The sequence below is a fragment of the Putridiphycobacter roseus genome (assembly GCF_003234935.1).
GTDB classification, from domain to species: domain Bacteria; phylum Bacteroidota; class Bacteroidia; order Flavobacteriales_D; family Crocinitomicaceae; genus Putridiphycobacter; species Putridiphycobacter roseus.
In genome coordinates, this window is record NZ_QKSB01000007.1 from 127,768 (window position 1) to 148,139 (window position 20,372).

Annotated in this window: 20 protein-coding genes; 13 read left to right on the forward strand and 7 right to left on the reverse strand. The window is 34.1% G+C overall.

Annotated elements, in window-relative coordinates; genetic code table 11:
* Positions 1-819 carry a glycogen/starch synthase gene (locus DNU06_RS12215; protein WP_111063628.1) on the reverse strand — a complete coding sequence of 273 codons (819 nt, stop codon included), beginning with the start codon at positions 817-819 and terminating at the stop codon, positions 1-3.
* 96 nt (positions 820-915) lie between these two features.
* Here DNU06_RS12215 and panC point away from each other — a divergent pair, with 96 nt between their 5' ends.
* From panC to DNU06_RS12235, 4 genes are all read left to right on the forward strand, one after another.
* The gene (gene panC / locus DNU06_RS12220; RefSeq protein ID WP_158526887.1) at positions 916-1,761 is read left to right on the forward strand and encodes a pantoate--beta-alanine ligase; all 846 of its coding nucleotides are present in this window, start codon (positions 916-918) and stop codon (positions 1,759-1,761) included.
* Positions 1,762-1,851: 90 nt separating this feature from the next.
* Entirely contained in the window at positions 1,852-3,105 is a 1,254-nt protein-coding gene (gene metK, locus DNU06_RS12225) for a methionine adenosyltransferase (protein ID WP_111063630.1), read from the forward strand.
* 122 nt (positions 3,106-3,227) lie between these two features.
* Positions 3,228-3,797 (forward strand): hypothetical protein, encoded by a 570-nt coding sequence (locus tag DNU06_RS12230; RefSeq protein WP_111063631.1) that lies wholly within the window; start codon positions 3,228-3,230, stop codon positions 3,795-3,797.
* A 4-nt stretch (positions 3,798-3,801) separates the two neighbouring features.
* Complete coding sequence (locus DNU06_RS12235; RefSeq protein WP_111063632.1) at positions 3,802-5,208, forward strand: flotillin family protein; 1,407 nt, start codon at positions 3,802-3,804, stop codon at positions 5,206-5,208.
* Positions 5,209-5,321: 113 nt separating this feature from the next.
* Here DNU06_RS12235 and rnc read toward each other — a convergent pair whose 3' ends face one another.
* From rnc to DNU06_RS12255, 4 genes are all read right to left on the reverse strand, one after another.
* Entirely contained in the window at positions 5,322-6,038 is a 717-nt protein-coding gene (rnc, locus tag DNU06_RS12240; RefSeq protein ID WP_111063633.1) for a ribonuclease III, read from the reverse strand.
* 15 nt (positions 6,039-6,053) lie between these two features.
* Positions 6,054-7,307: a beta-ketoacyl-ACP synthase II gene (gene fabF / locus DNU06_RS12245; protein ID WP_111063634.1), complete on the reverse strand. Its 1,254-nt coding sequence runs from the start codon at positions 7,305-7,307 to the stop codon at positions 6,054-6,056.
* A gap of 37 nt (positions 7,308-7,344) precedes the next feature.
* Entirely contained in the window at positions 7,345-7,581 is a 237-nt protein-coding gene (locus tag DNU06_RS12250) for an acyl carrier protein (RefSeq protein ID WP_111063635.1), read from the reverse strand.
* A 64-nt stretch (positions 7,582-7,645) separates the two neighbouring features.
* A complete protein-coding gene (locus tag DNU06_RS12255) occupies positions 7,646-8,311 on the reverse strand; it encodes a nitroreductase family protein (RefSeq protein WP_111063636.1) in 666 nt (221 codons plus the stop codon).
* A 58-nt stretch (positions 8,312-8,369) separates the two neighbouring features.
* Between DNU06_RS12255 and DNU06_RS12260 the strand changes: the two genes are divergently transcribed.
* The 7 genes from DNU06_RS12260 (at position 8,370) to DNU06_RS12290 (ending at position 14,282) form a co-directional block, all read left to right on the forward strand.
* Positions 8,370-8,729, forward strand: coding sequence for an arsenate reductase family protein (locus DNU06_RS12260; protein WP_317048243.1), 360 nt, complete (start codon positions 8,370-8,372; stop codon positions 8,727-8,729).
* Positions 8,719-9,648, forward strand: coding sequence for a DMT family transporter (locus DNU06_RS12265; protein ID WP_111063638.1), 930 nt, complete (start codon positions 8,719-8,721; stop codon positions 9,646-9,648). The genes DNU06_RS12260 and DNU06_RS12265 overlap by 11 nt, the downstream gene beginning before the upstream one ends.
* A 36-nt stretch (positions 9,649-9,684) precedes the next feature.
* On the forward strand, positions 9,685-10,455 hold the full coding sequence (locus DNU06_RS12270) for a DUF3575 domain-containing protein (RefSeq protein WP_111063639.1): 771 nt from the start codon (positions 9,685-9,687) through the stop codon (positions 10,453-10,455).
* A 101-nt stretch (positions 10,456-10,556) separates the two neighbouring features.
* Positions 10,557-11,831 carry an LVIVD repeat-containing protein gene (locus tag DNU06_RS12275; RefSeq protein WP_111063640.1) on the forward strand — a complete coding sequence of 425 codons (1,275 nt, stop codon included), beginning with the start codon at positions 10,557-10,559 and terminating at the stop codon, positions 11,829-11,831.
* 3 nt (positions 11,832-11,834) lie between these two features.
* Positions 11,835-12,503 (forward strand): hypothetical protein, encoded by a 669-nt coding sequence (locus tag DNU06_RS12280; RefSeq protein ID WP_146239233.1) that lies wholly within the window; start codon positions 11,835-11,837, stop codon positions 12,501-12,503.
* 26 nt (positions 12,504-12,529) lie between these two features.
* Entirely contained in the window at positions 12,530-13,099 is a 570-nt protein-coding gene (locus DNU06_RS12285; RefSeq protein ID WP_262510051.1) for an RNA polymerase sigma factor, read from the forward strand.
* Positions 13,089-14,282, forward strand: a complete 1,194-nt coding sequence (locus DNU06_RS12290; protein WP_111063643.1) for a hypothetical protein — start codon at positions 13,089-13,091, stop codon at positions 14,280-14,282. The genes DNU06_RS12285 and DNU06_RS12290 overlap by 11 nt, the downstream gene beginning before the upstream one ends.
* Position 14,283: 1 nt before the next feature.
* Here the strand turns inward: DNU06_RS12290 and hutI are convergent, their stop codons facing one another.
* Positions 14,284-15,522 (reverse strand): imidazolonepropionase, encoded by a 1,239-nt coding sequence (gene hutI / locus DNU06_RS12295; protein ID WP_111063644.1) that lies wholly within the window; start codon positions 15,520-15,522, stop codon positions 14,284-14,286.
* Between the two features lie 129 nt (positions 15,523-15,651).
* Here hutI and DNU06_RS12300 point away from each other — a divergent pair, with 129 nt between their 5' ends.
* Positions 15,652-16,278: a MarC family NAAT transporter gene (locus DNU06_RS12300; RefSeq protein ID WP_111063645.1), complete on the forward strand. Its 627-nt coding sequence runs from the start codon at positions 15,652-15,654 to the stop codon at positions 16,276-16,278.
* A gap of 151 nt (positions 16,279-16,429) precedes the next feature.
* Here DNU06_RS12300 and pdxA read toward each other — a convergent pair whose 3' ends face one another.
* Entirely contained in the window at positions 16,430-17,494 is a 1,065-nt protein-coding gene (gene pdxA / locus DNU06_RS12305) for a 4-hydroxythreonine-4-phosphate dehydrogenase PdxA (protein ID WP_111063646.1), read from the reverse strand.
* Between the two features lie 266 nt (positions 17,495-17,760).
* Here pdxA and DNU06_RS12310 point away from each other — a divergent pair, with 266 nt between their 5' ends.
* Positions 17,761-20,370 (forward strand): T9SS type B sorting domain-containing protein, encoded by a 2,610-nt coding sequence (locus DNU06_RS12310; protein ID WP_146239234.1) that lies wholly within the window; start codon positions 17,761-17,763, stop codon positions 20,368-20,370.
* Positions 20,371-20,372: the final 2 nt, after the last annotated feature.

A 20,372-nucleotide genomic window follows, 5' to 3' on the forward strand; every position in this document is an offset into this window, starting at 1 on the left:
TTATTCAACTAATTCTCCTACTAATAGGTCGTAAAACTCATCTACTGGTTTAACGCTATTTTCTTCCGGATAGTATTCCAATGTAGGAATTTCAGTTGAATCCATAAATTTAGATAATTCTTCATCTATGTTTTCACTTCCTTGAACAATTCCATCAGCCAATTGCATTGCCAATTTATTTAATTCAATAAAACTACCTTTTCCGATTCCGTCGTAATCTTCAGCTTTGAATCCGTCAAAATTAAGTTTTTCAGTTAGTTTAGAATTCAAATTTTTGTTAAATTCTTTATCATATACAGAATAAACAACTTTTACCTCTGAAAAGTGTGGGTCGTCTGCATATAATTTTTTGATGTAAAGCACAGCAAATGCTGACATCCAACCGTGACAATGAATAATGTCTGGTTTCCAACCTAGTTTCTTAACTGTTTCTAAAACACCACGACTAAAGAACATTGCTCTTTCGTCGTTGTCATCAAATTCTTCTCCATCACTATTACTAACAGTGGCTTTTCTTTTGAAGAAGTCGTCGTTATCAATAAAATATACTTGAATTTTTGCTTGAGGAACAGATGCCACTTTAATAATTAGTGGATGATCGATATCGTCGATAATTAAATTCATTCCCGATAATCTGATTACTTCATGTAATTGATGTCTCCTCTCGTTGATACAACCAAATCTCGGCATAAATGCTCGGATTTCTTTCCCGCTCTCCTGTATTCCCTGTGGTAATTTTCTTGCTATACTTGAAATGGTAGAGGATGGTAAAAAAGGTGAAATTTCTTGTGAAATAAAAAGTACTTTTTTCTTATCCATAAAATGTTTTTCTGATTTCTATCTTACAAAAGTACGAAAAAAATGCGGTATTTCAATTGTATCCTATAGATTTGTGCGATTAAACTGTTCATTATTGTGAAAATTGTAACCGAGGTAAAAGAATTAAAAAATCTAATTAATGCATTCCGATTAAATAATCCAAAGGATAATATTGGTTTTATCCCTACCATGGGCGCATTGCATCAGGGGCATGTTTCACTTATTGATGCTGCTAGTGATTTGTGTAATTTTGTAATCACTAGTATTTTTGTAAACCCAACACAATTTAATGATAAAAAGGATTTAGAAAGGTATCCAAGAACGATTGAAGCAGATATGGAAGTGCTTGCTAATACAGCATGTGATGTTTTGTTTTTACCAACGGTTGCAGAAATGTATCCAATCAAAGATGCGGTTTATAGCATTGATTTGAATGGTTTAGACCAAGTTATGGAAGGAAAATTTCGTCAAGGTCATTTTGATGGGGTGTGCAATATTGTAGAATCCTTTTTTAGAATTATAGCACCAGATAAAGCGTTTTTTGGGATTAAAGATTTTCAACAAGTTGCTATTATAAAGCACATGACCAAGGTACGGGCATTAAAAGTTGATGTAGTAACTTGTCCTATTTTGCGAGACGCTTCAGGCTTGGCAATGAGCTCCAGAAATGCCTTGCTAAGTCCGCAAGAAAAAGAATCGGCGAGAATACTTAATTGGGTCTTGAAGTTAGGTAAATTATTGGTGCAAGAAGGTAAACCTTTATCCGAAATCAAAGAAAATATGTTGGCTTTATTCGCACAAGGGAGCTTGGATTTAGAGTATCTTGAAATTGTAGATAATGATACATTACAAGCTGTAAATAGTGTTCAACCAAACATTAGTGCTTGTATTGTTGCTTATTGTGGTAATGTTAGATTAATAGATAATATACAACTGAATTAAATTTAGTGAAAAAAAGTAGATTTTAGATATTCAAACTCTATCCTAAAATAATTTGGTTAAATTTGTTCACTTAAATTTAAAACAAAGAACATGGCATATTTATTTACCTCTGAATCGGTTTCAGAAGGACACCCAGATAAAGTTGCAGATCAAATTTCTGACGCACTAATTGATCATTTTATGGCGTTTGATCCAAGCTCAAAAGTAGCTTGTGAGACTTTAGTTACTACTGGATTGGTTACTTTGGCCGGTGAAGTAAAGTCAAATGCATATTTAGACGTGCAACAAATTGCGCGTGATACAATTACTAAAATTGGTTACACCAAATCTGAATATCAGTTTGACGCTAAGTCTTGTGCTGTAATTTCAGCTATTCATGAGCAATCTGACGATATTAACCGAGGTGTTGATAGAGGAAATCCTATGGATCAGGGTGCAGGAGATCAAGGTATGATGTTTGGTTACGCAACAACGGAGACTGAAAACTACATGCCATTGGCATTAGATTTATCACATAAGTTATTACAAGAATTAGCTGATTTGCGTAGAGAAATGAAGGACATTACTTATTTACGTCCAGATGCAAAAGCGCAAGTTACTATTGAATACTCTGATGATAATGTTCCTCAGAGAATTGATTCAATCGTGGTTTCCACACAACATGACGATTTTTCTGAGAATGAAGAAGAGATGTTGAATAAAATTAAAACGGATATTGTAGAGATTTTAATCCCTAGAGTTAAAGCAAAATTACCTGCAAAATTACAGGCTTTGTTTACGGATGATATTACTTACCACATTAATCCAACTGGAAAATTTGTAATTGGTGGACCACACGGTGATACAGGTTTGACCGGTAGAAAAATTATTGTAGATACCTACGGTGGAAAAGGTGCACACGGTGGTGGTGCTTTTTCTGGAAAAGATCCATCTAAAGTAGATCGTTCTGGTGCTTACGCAACTAGACATATTGCTAAAAATTTAGTTGCTGCAGGTGTGGCTTCAGAAATTTTAGTGCAAGTTTCCTATGCGATTGGTGTAGTGGAACCAATGGGAATTTTTGTAGATACTTATGGCACCGCTAATGTGGATATGACAGATGGTGAGATTGCAAAAATTGTAAGTACTGTTTTTGACATGAGACCTTATGCTATTGAAACAAGATTAAAATTAAGAAATCCTATATATTCGGATACTGCAGCTTATGGTCACATGGGTAGAAACCCTGAAATTAAAACCATTACTTTTAAAAATGCTGGTAGAGAAGAAACGGTGGAAGTGGAAACTTTTACTTGGGAAAAATTGGATTTTGTAGACAAAGTAAAAGCTGCTTTTAGTTTATAAATTGACATTAACTATTTTATTTAAAAACCGCTTGAATTATTCATAGCGGTTTTTTTATACACGCTACTTTAATTATTTAAAGTATATTTATAGAGCATATAACGAATTATAACATCTATTACATGAAGGACTTTTTTATCACCATGTCTACCTTAGAATTGGTTTTTTGGATTACCGCATTAGTCGGTTCCGCTGTTTTTAGCGTATTATTAATATTAAGTTTGTTTGGAGGTGATATAGATACGGATGTAGATGTGGAAATTGATGGTGATTTAGGGATCGGAATACAATTTTTCACCTTTAAAAATGTAATGGCCTTTTTCACTTTATTTGGTTGGACCGGAATTGTCTGTTTAGATAATCAATTTTCTACTGGATCGGCTATTACTGTCGCTAGTTTGGCTGGTTTAGCTATGATGTTTATTTTGGCTTTTTTATTTTATTGGATAAGCAGATTAGCAGAAAATGGAACATTGGTAATTGCAAAAGCAATTGGAGAAGTAGGAGAAGTTTATTTATCGGTTGGTGCAAACCGATCTAAAATGGGAAAAATAACCATTGACGTACAGGGTTCAAAAAGAGAATTAAATGCTTTAACAGACTCCAAAGTTGATTTAAAACAAGGAGATGTGATTAAAGTAACAGAGGTGGTAAGTGGCGAAATATTATTAATAGAAAAATTAACAAAATAAAAAAATGGATTTAACTTTATTACAATCAAATGGTATTCCAGTATATGCCATTCCTGCAGCAGTAGTCGTTATTATTGCTGTATTTATATTTTCAATTGTTAAACGCTATAAAAGATGTCCTTCCGATAGGATTTTGGTCGTTTATGGTAAAACTGGAGGTGGATCCGCAAAGTGTATTCACGGTGGTGGTGCGTTTATTTGGCCAATTATTCAAGACTATGAATATTTAGATTTAACGCCTATTTCAATAGAAGTAAACTTAACGAATGCATTGTCTAAACAAAATATTCGTGTGAATGTACCTTCTCGTTTTACAATAGGTATTTCTACAGAACCGACAGTAATGCAAAATGCAGCAGAGAGATTACTTGGTTTGACAGGTGAAGCAACTCGAGATTTGGCGCAAGAAATCATTTTTGGCCAATTAAGAATGGTTGTGGCTTCCATGGATATTGAAGAAATTAATAGCGATAGAGATAAGTTTTTAACCCACATTACCCATAATGTAGAGGTGGAATTACAAAAAGTTGGACTTAAATTAATCAACGTTAATATTACCGATATTCATGATGAGTCTGGTTATATTGAAGCCTTAGGTAAAGAAGCGGCAGCGAAAGCGATAAATGATGCCCGAATTTCTGTTTCTCAAAAAAATAGAGATGGATCTATTGGGGAAGCAAACGCCATGCAGGACCAAAGGGTGCAGGTTGCTGCGGCAGACGCACAGGCAGTAGAAGGTGAGAATAATGCCAAAATTACTAAAGCCAATTCCAATGCTGCAAGACGTTCGAGAGAAGCAGAGGCGGAAAGATTAGCAAATGCTTCTGAAAAAGTACAATTAGCAAAAGCTTTGGAAGAATCTTATGCTGCAGAAAAAGTAGCGGAAGAAGCAAGAGCATTAAGAAAACAAGCGGAACAGAATGCAGATATTATTGTTCCAGCTGCCATTCAAAAGCAGAAAATTGAAATTGATGCCGAAGCCGAAGCGGAACAAATCAGAAGAATTGCAAAAGGGGAAGCGGATAGTATATTATTCAAAAAACAAGCCGAAGCACAGGGTATGTTGGAAATCTTAACCAAACAAGCCGAAGGTTTAGATAGAATCGTTAAAGCTTCAGGAAATAGTCCTAAAGATGCTGTTTTATTATTAGTGGCAGATAAGTTGCCTGAATTGGTAAAAATTCAAGCGGATGCGATTAAAAATATCAAAATTGATAAAGTAACTGTATGGGATAGTGGATCAGGAAATAGTGCAGATGGAAAATCATCAACTGCTGGATTTCTTTCCGGATTATACAAGTCGGTACCACCATTAGAGGAAATGTTTAACCAGGCAGGAATGCAATTGCCAAATTTCTTAAAAGGAGATAAATTGACAACGGAAACAGATGCTGAAGAAGTGAAAGAATAATTTTAAAATTAAATAAATTTTGAGTCCCCAATTTGATTATTCAGGTTGGGGATTTTTGTTTTACGCTTTGTTTTGTGAAATTATAATCGATTTATAGCGACTAAGATCGTTGCTTATTCCATACCAAAAAGCTCCAAAGTTTCTTTTGAGGCGGCTTGTTCTGCTGTTTTTTTATTTTTACCTCGACCAATTCCCCATTCCTTATTGTTGATAATGGCAGAAATTATATACGTGTAATCATTGTCTTTATCCGCATCTTCCTTAATTTGATACTTGATGTCCAATTTATTTTTTTGACAATGAATAATCAAGGTACTTTTAAAGTCAATTTCTTCTTCCATTACCTTGGTCAGGTTAATGTATTTCCTGATGATAGAGGAGTTGAATACATCTTTGGTTGCCTGGTAGTCGGAATCTAGATAAATAGCGCCTATTAACGCTTCAAATGCGTTTCCAACAATGGTGTTGATGTTGATAGATTGGCCTTTGTTGTATTGTATGTAGTCGATCATTTCCATCTCTTCCCCAATTTGCGCCAACATTTTACGGTTTACTATTTTTGACTTAATTTTAGTCAAATCACCTTCTGGTTTATTGGGGAATTTTGTAAATAAATATTCTGCTACAATTAAGTCGATTACACGATCGCCTAAGAATTCTAATCTTTCATTACTTCTTACGCCTTCCAATAAGTTGGTATAAGATTTGTGTGAAAAAGCAGTTTCAAAAAGTTGAATATTTTTTGGCCGATAACCTGTTTTTTTAACAACGTAAGTTGTTAAAGAAATTAATTCTTCAGTATTCTTTTTTTTGGAAAGAAATTGAAACAAATTATTTGTTTTAGATTAACCTTTGTATTTTCTGAATATGACAGAAGTATTATGTCCACCAAATCCAAACGTATTACTTAATGCAACGTTTACCGTTCTTTTCTGTGCTTTGTTAAAAGTAAGGTTTAATTTCGGATCAATTTCAGGATCATCTGTGAAATGATTAATGGTAGGTGGTACAATATCATTTTCAATTGCTTTAATACAGGCAATTGCTTCAATTGCTCCAGCCGCACCTAATAAATGACCAGTCATTGATTTAGTAGAAGAAATGTTTAAGTCATAAGCATGGTCTCCAAAAATTGTTTTAATTGCTTTAGTCTCCGCAATATCACCTAATGGTGTAGAAGTTCCATGAACATTAATATAATCTACTTCTTCTTTTTTAATACCAGCTTCAGCAATTGCTTGTTTCATCACACTCAAAGCGCCTAAGCCATCTGGATGTGGTGCTGTAATATGATAAGCATCTGCAGAAAGTCCACTACCAATTACTTCTGCATAAATTTTTGCGCCCCTAGCTTTGGCATGTTCTAGTTCTTCTAAAATTAAAGCACCGGAACCTTCACCCAATACAAAACCATCTCTGTCTTTATCAAAAGGACGAGAAGCAGTTTCGGGCGAATCATTTCTAGTAGATAAAGCCTTTAAAGCATTAAAACCTCCTATACCTGCTACGTTAACCGCTGCTTCTGAACCACCAGAAACAATGATGTCTGATTTACCTAATTGAATCAACATACAAGCATCAATTAATGCATTGTTAGAAGATGCACAGGCAGAAACTGTAACGTAGTTAGGTCCGCGTAAACCATATTTAATGGAAATATGCCCAGCAGCAATATCTGCTATCATTTTTGGGATAAAGAAAGGATTGAATCTTGGTGTACCATCTCCAAGCGCGAAGTTTGTAGCTTCATCTTGAAAAGTTTTTAAACCACCAATACCAGATCCCCAAATTACACCAGCTCTTTCTAAATTGATTTTTTCTAAGTCAATCCCAGAGTCTGCCATGGCCTCTGATACAGAGACCATAGCATACTGTGAAAATTGATCTAGTTTTCTAGCTTCTTTGCGGTCGAGAAAATCTTCCACATTGAAATTTTTTAATTCACACGCAAATTGCGTTTTAAACTTACTCGCATCAAATTGTTTAATAGGAGCAGCACCACTGACACCGTTAATCAATGAGTTCCAATACTCATCTACAGTATTTCCTATAGGAGTCAAAGCTCCTAGTCCTGTGATCACAACTCTTTTCAATTCCATAAATGGCAAGTTAAGTTAAAAAGTTTTTAAGTTTGAATTATTTTGTATTTCCTTCAATATAAGAGATAGCATCTCCTACTGTTTGAATTTTTTCAGCTTGGTCATCTGGAATTGCAATATTGAATTCTTTTTCAAATTCCATAATTAATTCCACAGTATCTAATGAATCAGCTCCTAAGTCATTTGTGAAGTTTGCTTCATTATTTACCTCATCTTCTGATACACCTAATTTATCTACAATTATAGATATTACTCTTGAATTTACGTCAGACATAATATAATCCGTTTTTAGTTATTTACAATTGCAAAGAAAATACTATTCATCAAAAAATCAAAATTTATCCGTAATATTTTATTATTTCATTAATTGGCTTACGCTGTATATTGGGAATTTGTGCCGTGTCTGCTGCGTATCCAACCGGCAATAATAAATAAGGTTTTTCATTTATTGGCCGATTTAGGGCTTGGGCCAAAAAGTCCATTGGGCTTGGTGTATGGGTTAAGGTAACCAGACCCGCATTATGTATCGAAGCAATTAATATACCAGCCGCAATACCCACAGATTCATTTACATAGTAGTTTTTTTGTCTGTTTCCGGTTGCATCTAAATCGTAGGTTTTTTTCATGATAATGATTAACCAAGGTGCTATTTCTAAAAATGGCTTGTTTTCGTCGGTACCTAATTTTTCTAGGTCTTTTTTCCATAAATCACCCATTCGAGATGCGTAATTTATTTTTTCTTCCTTTTCTGCTAAATTCCTAATTCTATGTTTTAAAGTCTTGCTTTGTATCGCGCAAAATACCCAAGGTTGCTTATTTGCTCCTGAAGGTGCCGTGCCAGCAGTCTTAATAATATTTTCAATGGTTTGTTGGGGTACAGGTTTATCAGAAAAATGTCTGATAGATCTTCTTTTATTCATCAATTGATAAAACTGTTCTGCTTTTTCAGATGATTCTGTTTCCTCCATCTGGATAGGCTCGTAAGATATATAGTCTGGCTTCATTAAAATAGGATGTAATTTGTTCGTTAAATATAATTAATTTTACCCCCTTATATTTAATATGATGATAAAGATTTTTCACTTACCTTCTTGTAGCACTTGCCAAAGAATCATTAAAGAACTTGAGATTCAACAAGACGTTACATTTCAAGATATAAAAACAACGCCAATTTCGGAAGCAGATTTAGATAAAATGAAAGCTAGCGTTGGTTCTTATGAAGCTGTTTTTTCTAAAAGAGCTATGAAATATAAAAGTATGGACTTGAAAAATAAAAACTTAAAAGAATTGGATTATAAACGGTTAATATTGGAAGAGTATACTTTTTTAAAACGTCCAGTAATATTTGTCGACAATCAAGTTTTTATTGGTAACGCAAAGTCGGTGGTGGCAGCCGCAAAAATGGCTATCCATGGGGCGTAATCTTAAAGCTCATTTGTTATTGTTTACAGTTAACTTAATGTATGCCATAAATTATCTTGTCGCAAAAGGGTTAATGCCAAATGCGATTTTACCAAATGGGTTTATTTTAGCGCGAGTTACAGGGGCAACTTTTTTATTTTGGTTAGTCTATTTATTTAATTATGAAAAAATAGCTAGAAAAGATATTGGTCGATTATTGCTGTGTGGATTATTTGGTGTTGCGATTAATCAACTGTTTTTTTTTAATGGCCTCATGCGGACTTCCCCACTTAACTCATCCATTATAATGACGGCTTCTCCCATCCTAGTTTTTGTGTTATCTATATATTTATTGGGAGAAAAGCCTACACGGCAAAAGATTATTGGCATTTCTTTGGGCGCAATTGGAGCCGTAGCAATCATATTGTTGAGCGCTAGAGGTATTGGCTCTGCTAGTCCAATTGGTGATTTGTTTATATTTATCAATGCCTGCTCCTATTCTTTATACTTGGTAATTGTAAAACCATTGATGGAAAAATATAAACCATTGACCGTAATTACTTGGGTGTTTACTTTTGGTCTTGTTTATATTTTGTTTTGGCCACCTACCACACAAGAGGCCTTTTTAGCCTACGAAAGAACATGGCTTCCTGAAGAATTGATAAAGTTGGCTTTTGTGGTGATTGGGGTAACTTTTATCCCTTATTTATTAACGGTAACAGCCATGAAAACACTGAGTCCTTCCATAGCAAGTGTTTATATTTATTTTCAACCACTTTTAGTCAGTATATTTATTGTCGGTCTATTTTATTTTGGTTTTTCAGATTATACCAATGATTTTACTTTTTGGAAGTTTTTAGCGAGTATCCTAGTATTCATTGGGGTATACTTGGTAAGTAAAAAAAGAAAAGTAGTGAAGTCTATAAAAATCATGAATTAATCCCTATTTTTACTGGCATAAACAAAAACTAAAAACATGAAAAAACTTATCTTCTCATTTGTACTGCTTTCTTCTCTAAGTGCTTGGAGTCAAAGTAACGCGGTAAAATTGACCTTACCTCCTGTTAAATTGGGATTAGCTAATAATATTGGTATTGGTTACGAAAGAAAACTTACTGATGCGCTAGCTATTGGTGTAAAAGTAAATTTTTCTACCAAAAAAGCAGCTCCTTTAAGCGGCGTTTTAACTGACTTTGCAAAAGAACAATTAGATGACGCAAGTGTTAATACGGATATATTTAACAATAAATTTAAATCTTCTGGTTTGAGTTTTGAATTAAAATATTTTCCAGGTAAAAAAGCGTTAAAAGGATTTTATTTAGCCCCTTATTTTGGTATTCAAAAAGGTACATTAGCAGAATTTTCATTCGATTTTCCAGATAAAGATAATCCAGGTTTAACACATGGTGGAGATGTAAATATTGGTTTTAATTTTGTTGGTGGTGGAATCGGAATCGGTAACCAATGGATTATTGCAGATAGACTTTCTATTGATGTATTATGGGTTGGATTAGGTGTTGGTTCAAACAAATTCATTATCGAAGGTACAGAACAAGCTGGTGAAGAGGTAGATTTTGAAAATATTGATAAAGATGTAACTGATTTTATTAATGCGCAAGAAGGTTATGTGAAAAAATATGTAGAGAAAATAGAATCAGAATATACAGATGATTACATTAAATTGACTTCTAAAAATTTAATTCCTTATTCTAAATTATTGAATATTTCTATTGGATTTACTTTCTAATAGATACCAATAACTTTATTTTAAAAGAGCGTTTTTTATAAAACGCTCTTTTTTTATGCAACCCTTTTTAATAATACCGCATCAAGTAAAAAATACAAGTTATGAAAAATGTAATAGGGACTTTATTGGTGTTGGTATTTGTTTTTACCGCGTGTAAGGACAAGCAATTTCAAAAGTATACAGCAAATGTGCCAGTTTATACTGACTTTGAAACTTTCAGGGCAGGTTTAGGGACCGTTAAATACGAGTCAGCTAAAACCATTGCGCAAAAAGGCAATATATATTTTAAGGATAATTACTTGTTTATATTAGATAATTTTGAAGGTATTCACATCATAGACAATACTAACCCTAAGGCACCAATCAATAAGGCTTATTATGCCATCACAGGAATTACAGGAATTGTCATTAAAAATCAATATTTATATGTCAATGCCTATACAGATTTGGTAGTGATTGACGTTTCAAGTATAGAGAATCCAAAGGAAAGTGGCCGATTAGAAAATGTTTTTGAATACGCTTGGCCAACGCACGATCCGCAATATCCACTTGCAAATGTAGACCCTTCGAAAGGTATCATCACGGGATGGGAAATAGAAGAGTATGTAACAGATAAAACACCAATAGGTGGCTGTATCAATTGTACTTTTCTAGCTGATGCGACAGGGTTTGAGTCTGGGTTTTTGTATAGCAACGATATGAGTGTTGGCAGCAGTAGTCAAGGTGTTTCTGGAAGCATTACTAAATTTTCCTTACTCAACGATTATTTGTATGTAATGGATGGGAATAATTTAAAGCCATTTGATTTATCTAGTCCAACGCGACCATCTAATACAAATCAAGTCGGTATTTGGAGAGAAGTGGAGACTTTATTTACCTATAATGATCATATTTTTATGGGAACCACAACTGGCATGTTGATTTATGAAACAGGGAATAGAAATGAACCTACACAAGTTGGTGTTATACAGCATGCAAATGCTTGTGATCCAGTAGTGGTTGATGGGGATTATGCATACGTAACTTTAAGAACGGGAACAGCTTGTAGCGGACAACAAAACCAATTGGACGTAATAGATGTCAGCAACTACAGTCAACCTGAATTAAAAAAGACGTACAGTTTAAAAAACCCGCATGGCTTAGGCATTAAAAACAATACTTTGTTTGTGTGTGATGGTTCAGCTGGACTAAAAATATATGATGCAACAGAACCTTTGACTGTAGGAGATAATAAAGTTAAAACCTATGGTTCCATTCAAGCAACCGATATTATTGTACTCGAAAACATAGCCATGCTAATTGGAGATGATGGCCTTTATCAATACGACATTACTGACATTCAAAATATTCAAAAATTAAGTCAATTAAAATTTTAAGGCATGAAGATATATTTGTTATTATTTACATGGTTATTTAGCGGTTTAGTGTTTGCACAAATGGACTTGGTAAAACTAAAAAGCGGTTCTGAAATTAGAGGATTTATTACAGAAAAAACAGAGGAAATAGTGAAGATAAAAACCAAGGATGGTAGCATTTGGGTTTTTAAACAAAGTGAAGTGTCAGCCATTGAAAGTTTTGTTCCAGCTGTATTCGAAAAGGGTTACTTTGGAACTGTTTCTTTGGGTGTTTTAGGAGGGTCTGATGTTTCAGCTAATTTTTTAATCTTAAACGGTTACAGGATTAACGCACATTGGTCTGCAGGTTTGGGAATAGGAATTGATCAATTTTACAATAATATGTATTTACCGCTGTTTGCTGAAGGCAGGTACAATTTGTTGAAAAAAGGAACAACACCTTATGTCAGTTTGGGGTTTGGTTACGACTTACCTTTTCAAATGAGCGAACGGAATAAAGGAGGTTTTTTTGGCCAAGGATTGATCGGTTTTCAACATGAATTAGGTAATCACTTCGGTATATTTTCAGGTGTGGGATTCAGGTACGGTCAGCTGCAAGTAGATGAGTGGAATTGGTGGGGAACAGATGTTACTACAAAAACAATTTATGAGATTAACCGCTTCGATTTGCGTTTTGGCTTTATCTTTAGGTAAGAATAAAATAGGCTATTTCTAAATACATAAAACATACAGACCAAGCGTTAGTAAAGGCATGCTTAAAACACAAAAAGCAAGCGCAGGAAGAGTTATACCGAAGATTTTCTTACATGGTAAAGGGAGTCTGTTTAAGGTATAGTCGAGATGTAGCCGAAGCAGATGATTTTTTACAAGATGCCTTTATCAAAACATTTGAAAAACTCAATCAATATAAAGGAACTGGTGCTTTGGGCGGTTGGGTGAGAAGAATTGCAGTGACTACTGCTTTGGAAAGTTTAAGGAAACAAAAAATAAAAGTAACAGAATTATCGATTCACATAGAACAGTTAATTCCTGATGAGGAAGCTGATGTTTTATTTCAAAAAATTGATTTAGATGTTTTAGTATCAAAAATTCAACGCTTGCCTTTAGGGTATCGCACAGTGTTTAATTTGTATGCAATAGAAGGTTATACACATCAGGAAATTGCAGATGATTTGTCTATCACCGTAGGTACGTCCAAGTCTCAGTACAGTAGGGCTAGAAAACTGTTGATCCAAATGTTAGAAAGCGAAGAATTGAGGACTCAAAAAATATTGAATTATGTCGAATAAAGGGAGTTTAAGTAATCGATTTCAAGACTTTGGTGCTGCACCAGATGAAAGCGCATGGACAAATATAAGTGCTGTAATTTCAAAAAAGAAAAAAAAGAAAGCGGTTATCTGGTGGATAGTTGGTACTTCAGGTGTTGCAGCTTCGTTGATTTTTTCAGTGTTTTTTTTCAGGCCATTTACCAATAACACGCAACCAACGGCTATAACCGCAATAATTATCGATTCGTTGGAGCAGGAGGAGTATAATTTATCCAGAAATCTAAAGGAAGTAAAACAAGCAGATTTTATTAAGCCAGTAGAAACAACCATAGAAGAGTCATTGACCATGGAGGAGAGAGATAGCGATCAAAAGCATCATTTTAAGAAAGCAAAAAATAGTGTATTTAAAAATAAGAAGCGTCTATATACAGGGCGTAAATCGGTCCAAGCGATTGAACCAAATAAAGTAATTCGCCATAATAAAAAAGAATTTATGGAGACCGCTCCGAAATTACAAAGGTTGTTGGCACAGGAATCAAGCTTGATTAGGGTGGCTGATCCCGCTTTAAAATTATCGAAAATTACGGTACAAAACCGACAATTGTCCCGCTGGAAATTAGGTATTGAAACTGGTTCAAGTAGATCGTTAAATGAAAATAATTTTTTGGATAATACCATATCTACTACAGATAATAACCAAGGTACACCTTACGAAGCTGTAGTGCCTGACAACGCAATTTACTTTAGAAAAATTAATCGTCCCATTTCACTTTCCATTGTAGTTAATTTTCAATTGACACCTAAACTATATATCCATGCTAGTCCCAGTTTTTCTTTATTGAGGGGTATGTCAGACATGCAATTAACATTTGAGCAATCAGGTGATCAGTTTTTAAGTGTAGGTTCAGGTTTAGGAATTGGATATTACTTCTTACAAAAAAGACGTTGGGCACTAGATGCGGAATTGGAAACGAATTTTGAGAAAATGTTATTCACCAGTAAGTTTAATGAAGACAAGGTGCCTTTACAGTTTATTGGGAGTAAGGTAGCCTTGGGTTTTAGTTATCATTTAAATGAAAAAATAAGTCTAAGAATTGCACCAAATTATAGTTGGGTATATGGCAAGAGTGAAGACATTGTCCAACGTCAATTTCAAGCCCTAAATCATATTGGATTGGGACTCGCTATTTCAAAACAGTTTTAAATTACTTGGATAAAATTATGCGTTCAACACAATTTTCACCAAAAGAATAAGGAATGTAAGCTAGGCTCGATATTTTTTTTGTGATGATTAAATTTGCTTTTTTTCCAATAGTAATCGACCCCATTTCATCTCCTAATTCCATGGCGTATGCACCATTAATAGTCGTCGAGTTTAGCGCTTCTTCTGGCGTTAACTTCATTTGTATACATGCCAAGGAGTTTACAAATTGCATATTACCACTTGGGGTAGAGCCGGGGTTGTAATCGGAGGCTAAAGCGACTGCTATGTTGTTTTTCAACATTTTTTTAACGGGTGAATAGGGTATGCCTAGAAAGAAGGAACAACTTGGTAAAGCTGTTGCAATAGTATTTGCTTTTGACATGGTTACGGTGTCATTTTCGTCAAACTCTTCTAAGTGATCGACCGATACAGCACCGTGTTTTACACCAATTTCAACCCCCCCTAATATGGAAAATTGATTGACGTGAATTTTTGGTTTCAATCCATGCTTAACGCCCGCAGCTAAAATTTCATCTAACTGTTCGGGAGAGAAATAATTTCTTTCACAGAATACATCAATATAATCGGCTAAATTTTCAGCCTCAATCACCGGTAACATTTCATCAATTATTTGACGAATATAACCAGCATTGTTTTCTTTAAATTCAGCAGGAAAAGCATGGGCACCTAAAAAAGTTGCTTTAATGGTTAAATCAGAAGCCTCTTTTAGTCTTTTAATCACCCTTAAAATTTTCAATTCTGAAGTAACTGTTAAACCGTAGCCACTTTTTATTTCAATGGCACCTGTACCAAAACTTTTTACTAATTCTAAACGTTCCATTGCGGATTCAAATAGCTCATCTTCCGAAAGATTTGCCAAATTATTCGCTGAATTTAGTATGCCACCTCCTTTTTCACCAATTTCTTCATAAGTCAATCCATTTATTCGGTCTACAAATTCAGTCTCACGATATTTTGCAAATACAATATGAGAATGTGAGTCGCAGTATGCAGGTATTACAAATTTACCTTCGGCATCAATTATTTCAAGATTTCTCCAATCATTAATACCGGCCATTTCTTCCATTTTCCCATAATAAGCTATTTTCCCATTTTCAATGGCTAAAAATGCATTCTCGATTTGCTGTAATTCATTTAAATTTGCACCTCTTAAAGCAGCTTGGTTATTTTCTAAAATTCCGGCTAAGCCTTTGATGTTTTTGATTAAAATATTTTGCATAATGATTGGGTGTTCTTGCGTTGGCGTAAAGTTAAAAAAACGTTTCGACTTATTAATTTTAAATTTACTAAATCATAACACAAGTCTAACCTATTAAGGGGTTAAAAGCGACTTACTTTGCAAAAAAAAATGGAAATATTTTTGCTTTGTTTTACGGCTATGTTCTCGGTCATTAATCCTTTAGGTACCGTACCTATTTTTGTGGGCTTGACAATGGATAATACACCAAAAGAAAAAAGTACGATCGCTTTTTATACTGCTTTGTATGTTTTAATCATTTTATTCCTGTCTTTTTATTTAGGACAATACATTCTTCTTTTTTTTGGCATTAGTCTAAACGCCCTTAAAATTGCAGGAGGTCTCATTATTGCTTCTTCTGGTTTTGCTTTGTTAACCGGTACTTTTGCCGAACATAAAGGAATGAAAAAAAGAGAAAAGGATGATGCTTTTAATCGATCCGAAATTGCCTTAACCCCACTGGCTATACCTATGTTAGCTGGACCCGGAACGATTAGTTTATTGATTTCTTACCAACAAACATTTGTAAAAATACAGGAACAAGTGATTATTATTATTGCAATAGTGGTGGTTACTGTGGGGATTTATTTTATTCTAAGGTCTTCTAATTTTATCGCTAAAAGCTTGGGGGCTTCAGGCATTAATGCCCTGTCTAGAATTATTGGATTTATTGTTATTTCTATTGGTGTACAATACATCATAAGTGCGGTGCAAACCATTTTTTCTTTAGAACATTAATCCTAATATTGTTTTTAAATCCAATAGGGGAGACTTAACTTTTATAATTAAGGATAGTACTGCTTGGAGACTACTAGAAAAATAAAAAAAACGGGTTCAAAAAAATAATGAAATGTTTTATCCCCCTTAAATATTTTTGAGGAGAGAAGTGTTATCTTCTATTTTTCTCTGGCTTCTGTTTTTGCGTAACCAAAGGATTTGCTAATAGTTCTTTATTCATTTTTCTTGTTTTATATACATCACAAGCTAAATAATAAGCATTTCTAAATGAGCTTTCAGATGCAATTCCTTTTCCTGCAATTTCGTATGCCGTTCCGTGGTCTGGCGAGGTACGTACAATAGGTAAACCAGCGGTAAAGTTGACACCAGTATCAAAAGAGATGGCTTTAAACCCAGTTAAACCTTGGTCGTGGTACATAGACAAAATGCCGTCAAAGTTTTTAATGTTTGAGGACCCAAAAAACCCATCCGCAGAATAGGTACCGTAAATTAATTCTCCTTCGTTTTGTAATGTCTTTATTGCAGGATGAATGATATTTATTTCTTCATCTCCTAAAGTACCTCTGTCACCAGCATGAGGATTCAAACCTAATACAGCAATTTTTGGACGGGTGATGGAAAAATCTTTTTTAAGAGTTTTTAAAAATATTCTCAATTTAGCTTCTACCAATTCTTTGGTAATCATTCCGGCGACATCTTTAAGTGGCACGTGGCCGGTAACAACGGCTACCCTTAAATTGTCGGCCACCATTAACATTAAAACATCTTCTGTGTTAGACATGTGCGCAAGATATTCTGTATGCCCCGGGAATTCAAATCCAGCTTCTTTGACACAATCTTTATTGATAGGAGCTGTTACTAAAACATCAATCTTATTTTGTTTTAAATCTTCTACTGCTTGTGCTAAAGATAATAAAGCGTATTTTCCGCCATTTGCATTTTGTACGCCTAGCTCAATTTTAACTTCTTCTTCCCAACAGTTAATTACATTAACTTTTTTTGGTTTTGCTTCAGCAGCAGATTTAATCGATAAAAAATTAAATTGCTCATTGTTTATTGCTTTTTTATGGTAGGAAAGCGTTTTACTCGACCCATAAATGATGGGGATACTTGTATTAAAAAGTTTGGCATCTTCAAAAGTTTTAATGATTACTTCTGCACCAATTCCATTGATGTCACCAATTGTTATACCTACGCGGATTATATGATCATTCATTCTTTAAATATTATAAGCGAAAATAAAGGTTTAAAGTTAAGTATTTTCTTAGGATGGCATAGTTTTGATTAATTTGTTTTTCTTGTGATTTTAATTCCATACTATTTTCGTATTTTTGTTATTTACTATTTACATAGAATTTAAAATTCTGGTTAATGGGTATTATTTACCATATAAAATAACTTATTATCAAATGGACACTTAATTTATCTCCAATTTAAAATATAGAGCTAAATACTTCGTTTGGGATAAAGAACATAAAGCAATTGATTAAAAAACTCGCCATACTTACTTTTTTAATGCTGCATGCATTAATGCTGCATGCTACACACAATAGAGCAGGTTCTATTACTTATAAACATATTTCAGGAAACACCTATGAATTTACGATAAAAACCTGTACTAAATCTAGTAGCGAGGCAGATAGAGATGAGTTGGAAATTAAATGGGGAGATGGGACATTGGATACGATTGCAAGAGTATCGATTATTGCCAGCCCTTTGTATGATGTGCAAGAAAATGTTTATGTAGGGACACATGATTTTACTGGACCAGGGAGCTATATTATTAGTGTAGAGGACCCAAATAGAAATGCAGGAATTGTGAATATTTCTGCTTCTGTAGATCAAAGATTTTGTGTGCAATCGGAATTAATTATTTCTCCTTTTATCGGTACACCTAATAATTCAGTGATTATAGAGGATTGCCCATGTCCTGAATTTGCTTGTCAAAACTTAACTTACTGTTATAATCTTTCTGCGTTTGATCCTGATGGAGATAGCTTAGCATACTCTTTAGTACCTTGTAGAGGAGAAGATTGTTTAGAAATGGCAATTGGTACGATATATAACTATCCAGACGATATAGGTGGTGGAGCTATGAGTATTGATCCCATTAGTGGTACCCTGTGTTGGGTAAACCCTGTTTTTGTTGGAGAATACAACTTGGCAATCAAAATATCAGAATATAGAAATGGTATTTATATTGGTGCTGTGTTATTAGATATGCAATTAACCGTAGATGATTGTAATAACAAGCCACCATTAATTGAGGAAAAACCAGATACTTGTATCTTCGTTGGCGCTGCAACTTCTATCCCTTTTAGTGCAAACGATACGGAAGATAATATCAGTTTGTTTGCAACAGGTAATGTATTTAGTTTACCCAATAATCCTGGTATTTTTACCCCGGTTACTGGGTTGATGAATGTAACTGGTTTTTTTAATTGGACTCCAACTTGTGATCAGGCTCTAACTACAGATTATCAAATTATTATACACGCAGAAGATGATAATGCGGAAGTTAAATTATCTGATTTGTTTACGTATAATATCAAAGTGAAATTACCGCCAGTTGAAAATGTTGTGGTAACACCTCTTGGTGGAAGTATGCAATTAAACTGGGATGTGTATCATCCGAGTTTATCTTGTGCAGATTTTGAATATAAAATTTATAGAAGGATAGATTCAGTTTACAATTATTCGGAATGTTGCGATCCTATGCTACCCATCAATATGGGATTTGTTGAAATTGGCAGGTCGGAGACAAATACATACATAGATAACGATTTACTATCTGTTGGAAATAAGTATTGCTATCTGGTTACCATCATCAATGATAAAGGGGTGGAAAGTTGTATTTCGGAAGTAGTTTGTGAGAAATTGAAATTTGAAGTGCCGGCCATAACTAATGTTTCTGTTTTGGTAACGGATGTGGTAAATGGCATTGATACTATCTTTTGGTCTTGGCCAAAATTATTAAATCAAGTAAATTTTCCTGGACCTTATTATTATGAATTGTATAGAAATAACAATTTTGATATCAATACAAATACATTAATTTATACTACGAGTACCGCTTCGGCAATTGAGTTAGTAGATACATTTTATGTCGATTTAAACCGGAATACAAATGACCAAGCCTATACTTATCAAGTAAAACTATATAGTAACAGTAGTTTAGTGGGGACTTCTTCTCCAGCAAGTTCCGTTTACTTATCCTCTGTCCCAAACGACAATCAGTTAACATTGAACTGGACGGAAAATGTTTCTTGGTATAATGAATATTACAAAGTATATAAAGAAGTACCAACAGGTTCCGGCTCTTTTGTTTTCATAGATTCTACTTTTGACCAAACTTATACGGATACGGGCTTAGTTAATTTACAAACCTATTGCTATAAAATCTTATCCATTGGATATTATAGTGAAAATGGCATACGTAGTCCCTTAGAAAATTGGTCGCAAACGCACTGCAATATACCTTTCGATTATACAGCGCCTTGTGCTCCTATTGTAGCTATTGATGGTGATTGTGAAAAAGAAGAAACTTACTTGACTTGGACAAATCCAAATAATTCTTGTTCGGATGATGTGGTGAAATATAATATTTACTTCGCTCCTTTTTCGGGGGATAGTTTAACTTTTTTAACCACTATTAATAATGATTTAGATACATTTTATATCCATAAAGACCGAGGTAGTATTGCCGGTTGTTATTATGTGACTGCAGTGGATTCACTTCCATACAATAATGAAAGTGTGCCATCTAATATGGTTTGTATGGACAATTGTGATGGGTATTATGCCTTGCCAAACGTATTTACACCGAATGGAAATTCAGTCAATGATTTGTATCACCCTCTTTTACCAATTAAATTTGTAGAAAGCATTGATTTGAAAGTGTTTAATCGTTATGGTGATTTGGTGCACCAATCTAATGATCCAATGATTAATTGGGATGGTACATACATGTCCTCAGGAACGCCATTGAGTGATGGTGTTTACTTTTATGTTTGTAAAGTAAACGTGGTGAAGTTGGCTGGTATTACTCCCATTGAACTCAATGGTACCATTACTATTTTTAATTCAAAATAATT

Coding starts and splice junctions, on each gene's coding strand:
- DNU06_RS12270 (WP_111063639.1), top strand. CDS start 9,685: ATGAAAAAACTTATCTTCTCATTTGTACTGCTTTCTTCTCTAAGTGCT.
- DNU06_RS12260 (WP_317048243.1), top strand. CDS start 8,370: ATGATGATAAAGATTTTTCACTTACCTTCTTGTAGCACTTGCCAAAGA.
- metK (WP_111063630.1), top strand. CDS start 1,852: ATGGCATATTTATTTACCTCTGAATCGGTTTCAGAAGGACACCCAGAT.
- DNU06_RS12235 (WP_111063632.1), top strand. CDS start 3,802: ATGGATTTAACTTTATTACAATCAAATGGTATTCCAGTATATGCCATT.
- DNU06_RS12250 (WP_111063635.1), bottom strand. CDS start 7,581: ATGTCTGACGTAAATTCAAGAGTAATATCTATAATTGTAGATAAATTA.
- DNU06_RS12300 (WP_111063645.1), top strand. CDS start 15,652: ATGGAAATATTTTTGCTTTGTTTTACGGCTATGTTCTCGGTCATTAAT.
- DNU06_RS12255 (WP_111063636.1), bottom strand. CDS start 8,311: ATGAAGCCAGACTATATATCTTACGAGCCTATCCAGATGGAGGAAACA.
- DNU06_RS12265 (WP_111063638.1), top strand. CDS start 8,719: ATGGGGCGTAATCTTAAAGCTCATTTGTTATTGTTTACAGTTAACTTA.
- DNU06_RS12280 (WP_146239233.1), top strand. CDS start 11,835: ATGAAGATATATTTGTTATTATTTACATGGTTATTTAGCGGTTTAGTG.
- DNU06_RS12275 (WP_111063640.1), top strand. CDS start 10,557: ATGAAAAATGTAATAGGGACTTTATTGGTGTTGGTATTTGTTTTTACC.
- hutI (WP_111063644.1), bottom strand. CDS start 15,522: ATGCAAAATATTTTAATCAAAAACATCAAAGGCTTAGCCGGAATTTTA.
- DNU06_RS12290 (WP_111063643.1), top strand. CDS start 13,089: ATGTCGAATAAAGGGAGTTTAAGTAATCGATTTCAAGACTTTGGTGCT.
- pdxA (WP_111063646.1), bottom strand. CDS start 17,494: ATGAATGATCATATAATCCGCGTAGGTATAACAATTGGTGACATCAAT.
- DNU06_RS12230 (WP_111063631.1), top strand. CDS start 3,228: ATGAAGGACTTTTTTATCACCATGTCTACCTTAGAATTGGTTTTTTGG.
- DNU06_RS12215 (WP_111063628.1), bottom strand. CDS start 819: ATGGATAAGAAAAAAGTACTTTTTATTTCACAAGAAATTTCACCTTTT.
- fabF (WP_111063634.1), bottom strand. CDS start 7,307: ATGGAATTGAAAAGAGTTGTGATCACAGGACTAGGAGCTTTGACTCCT.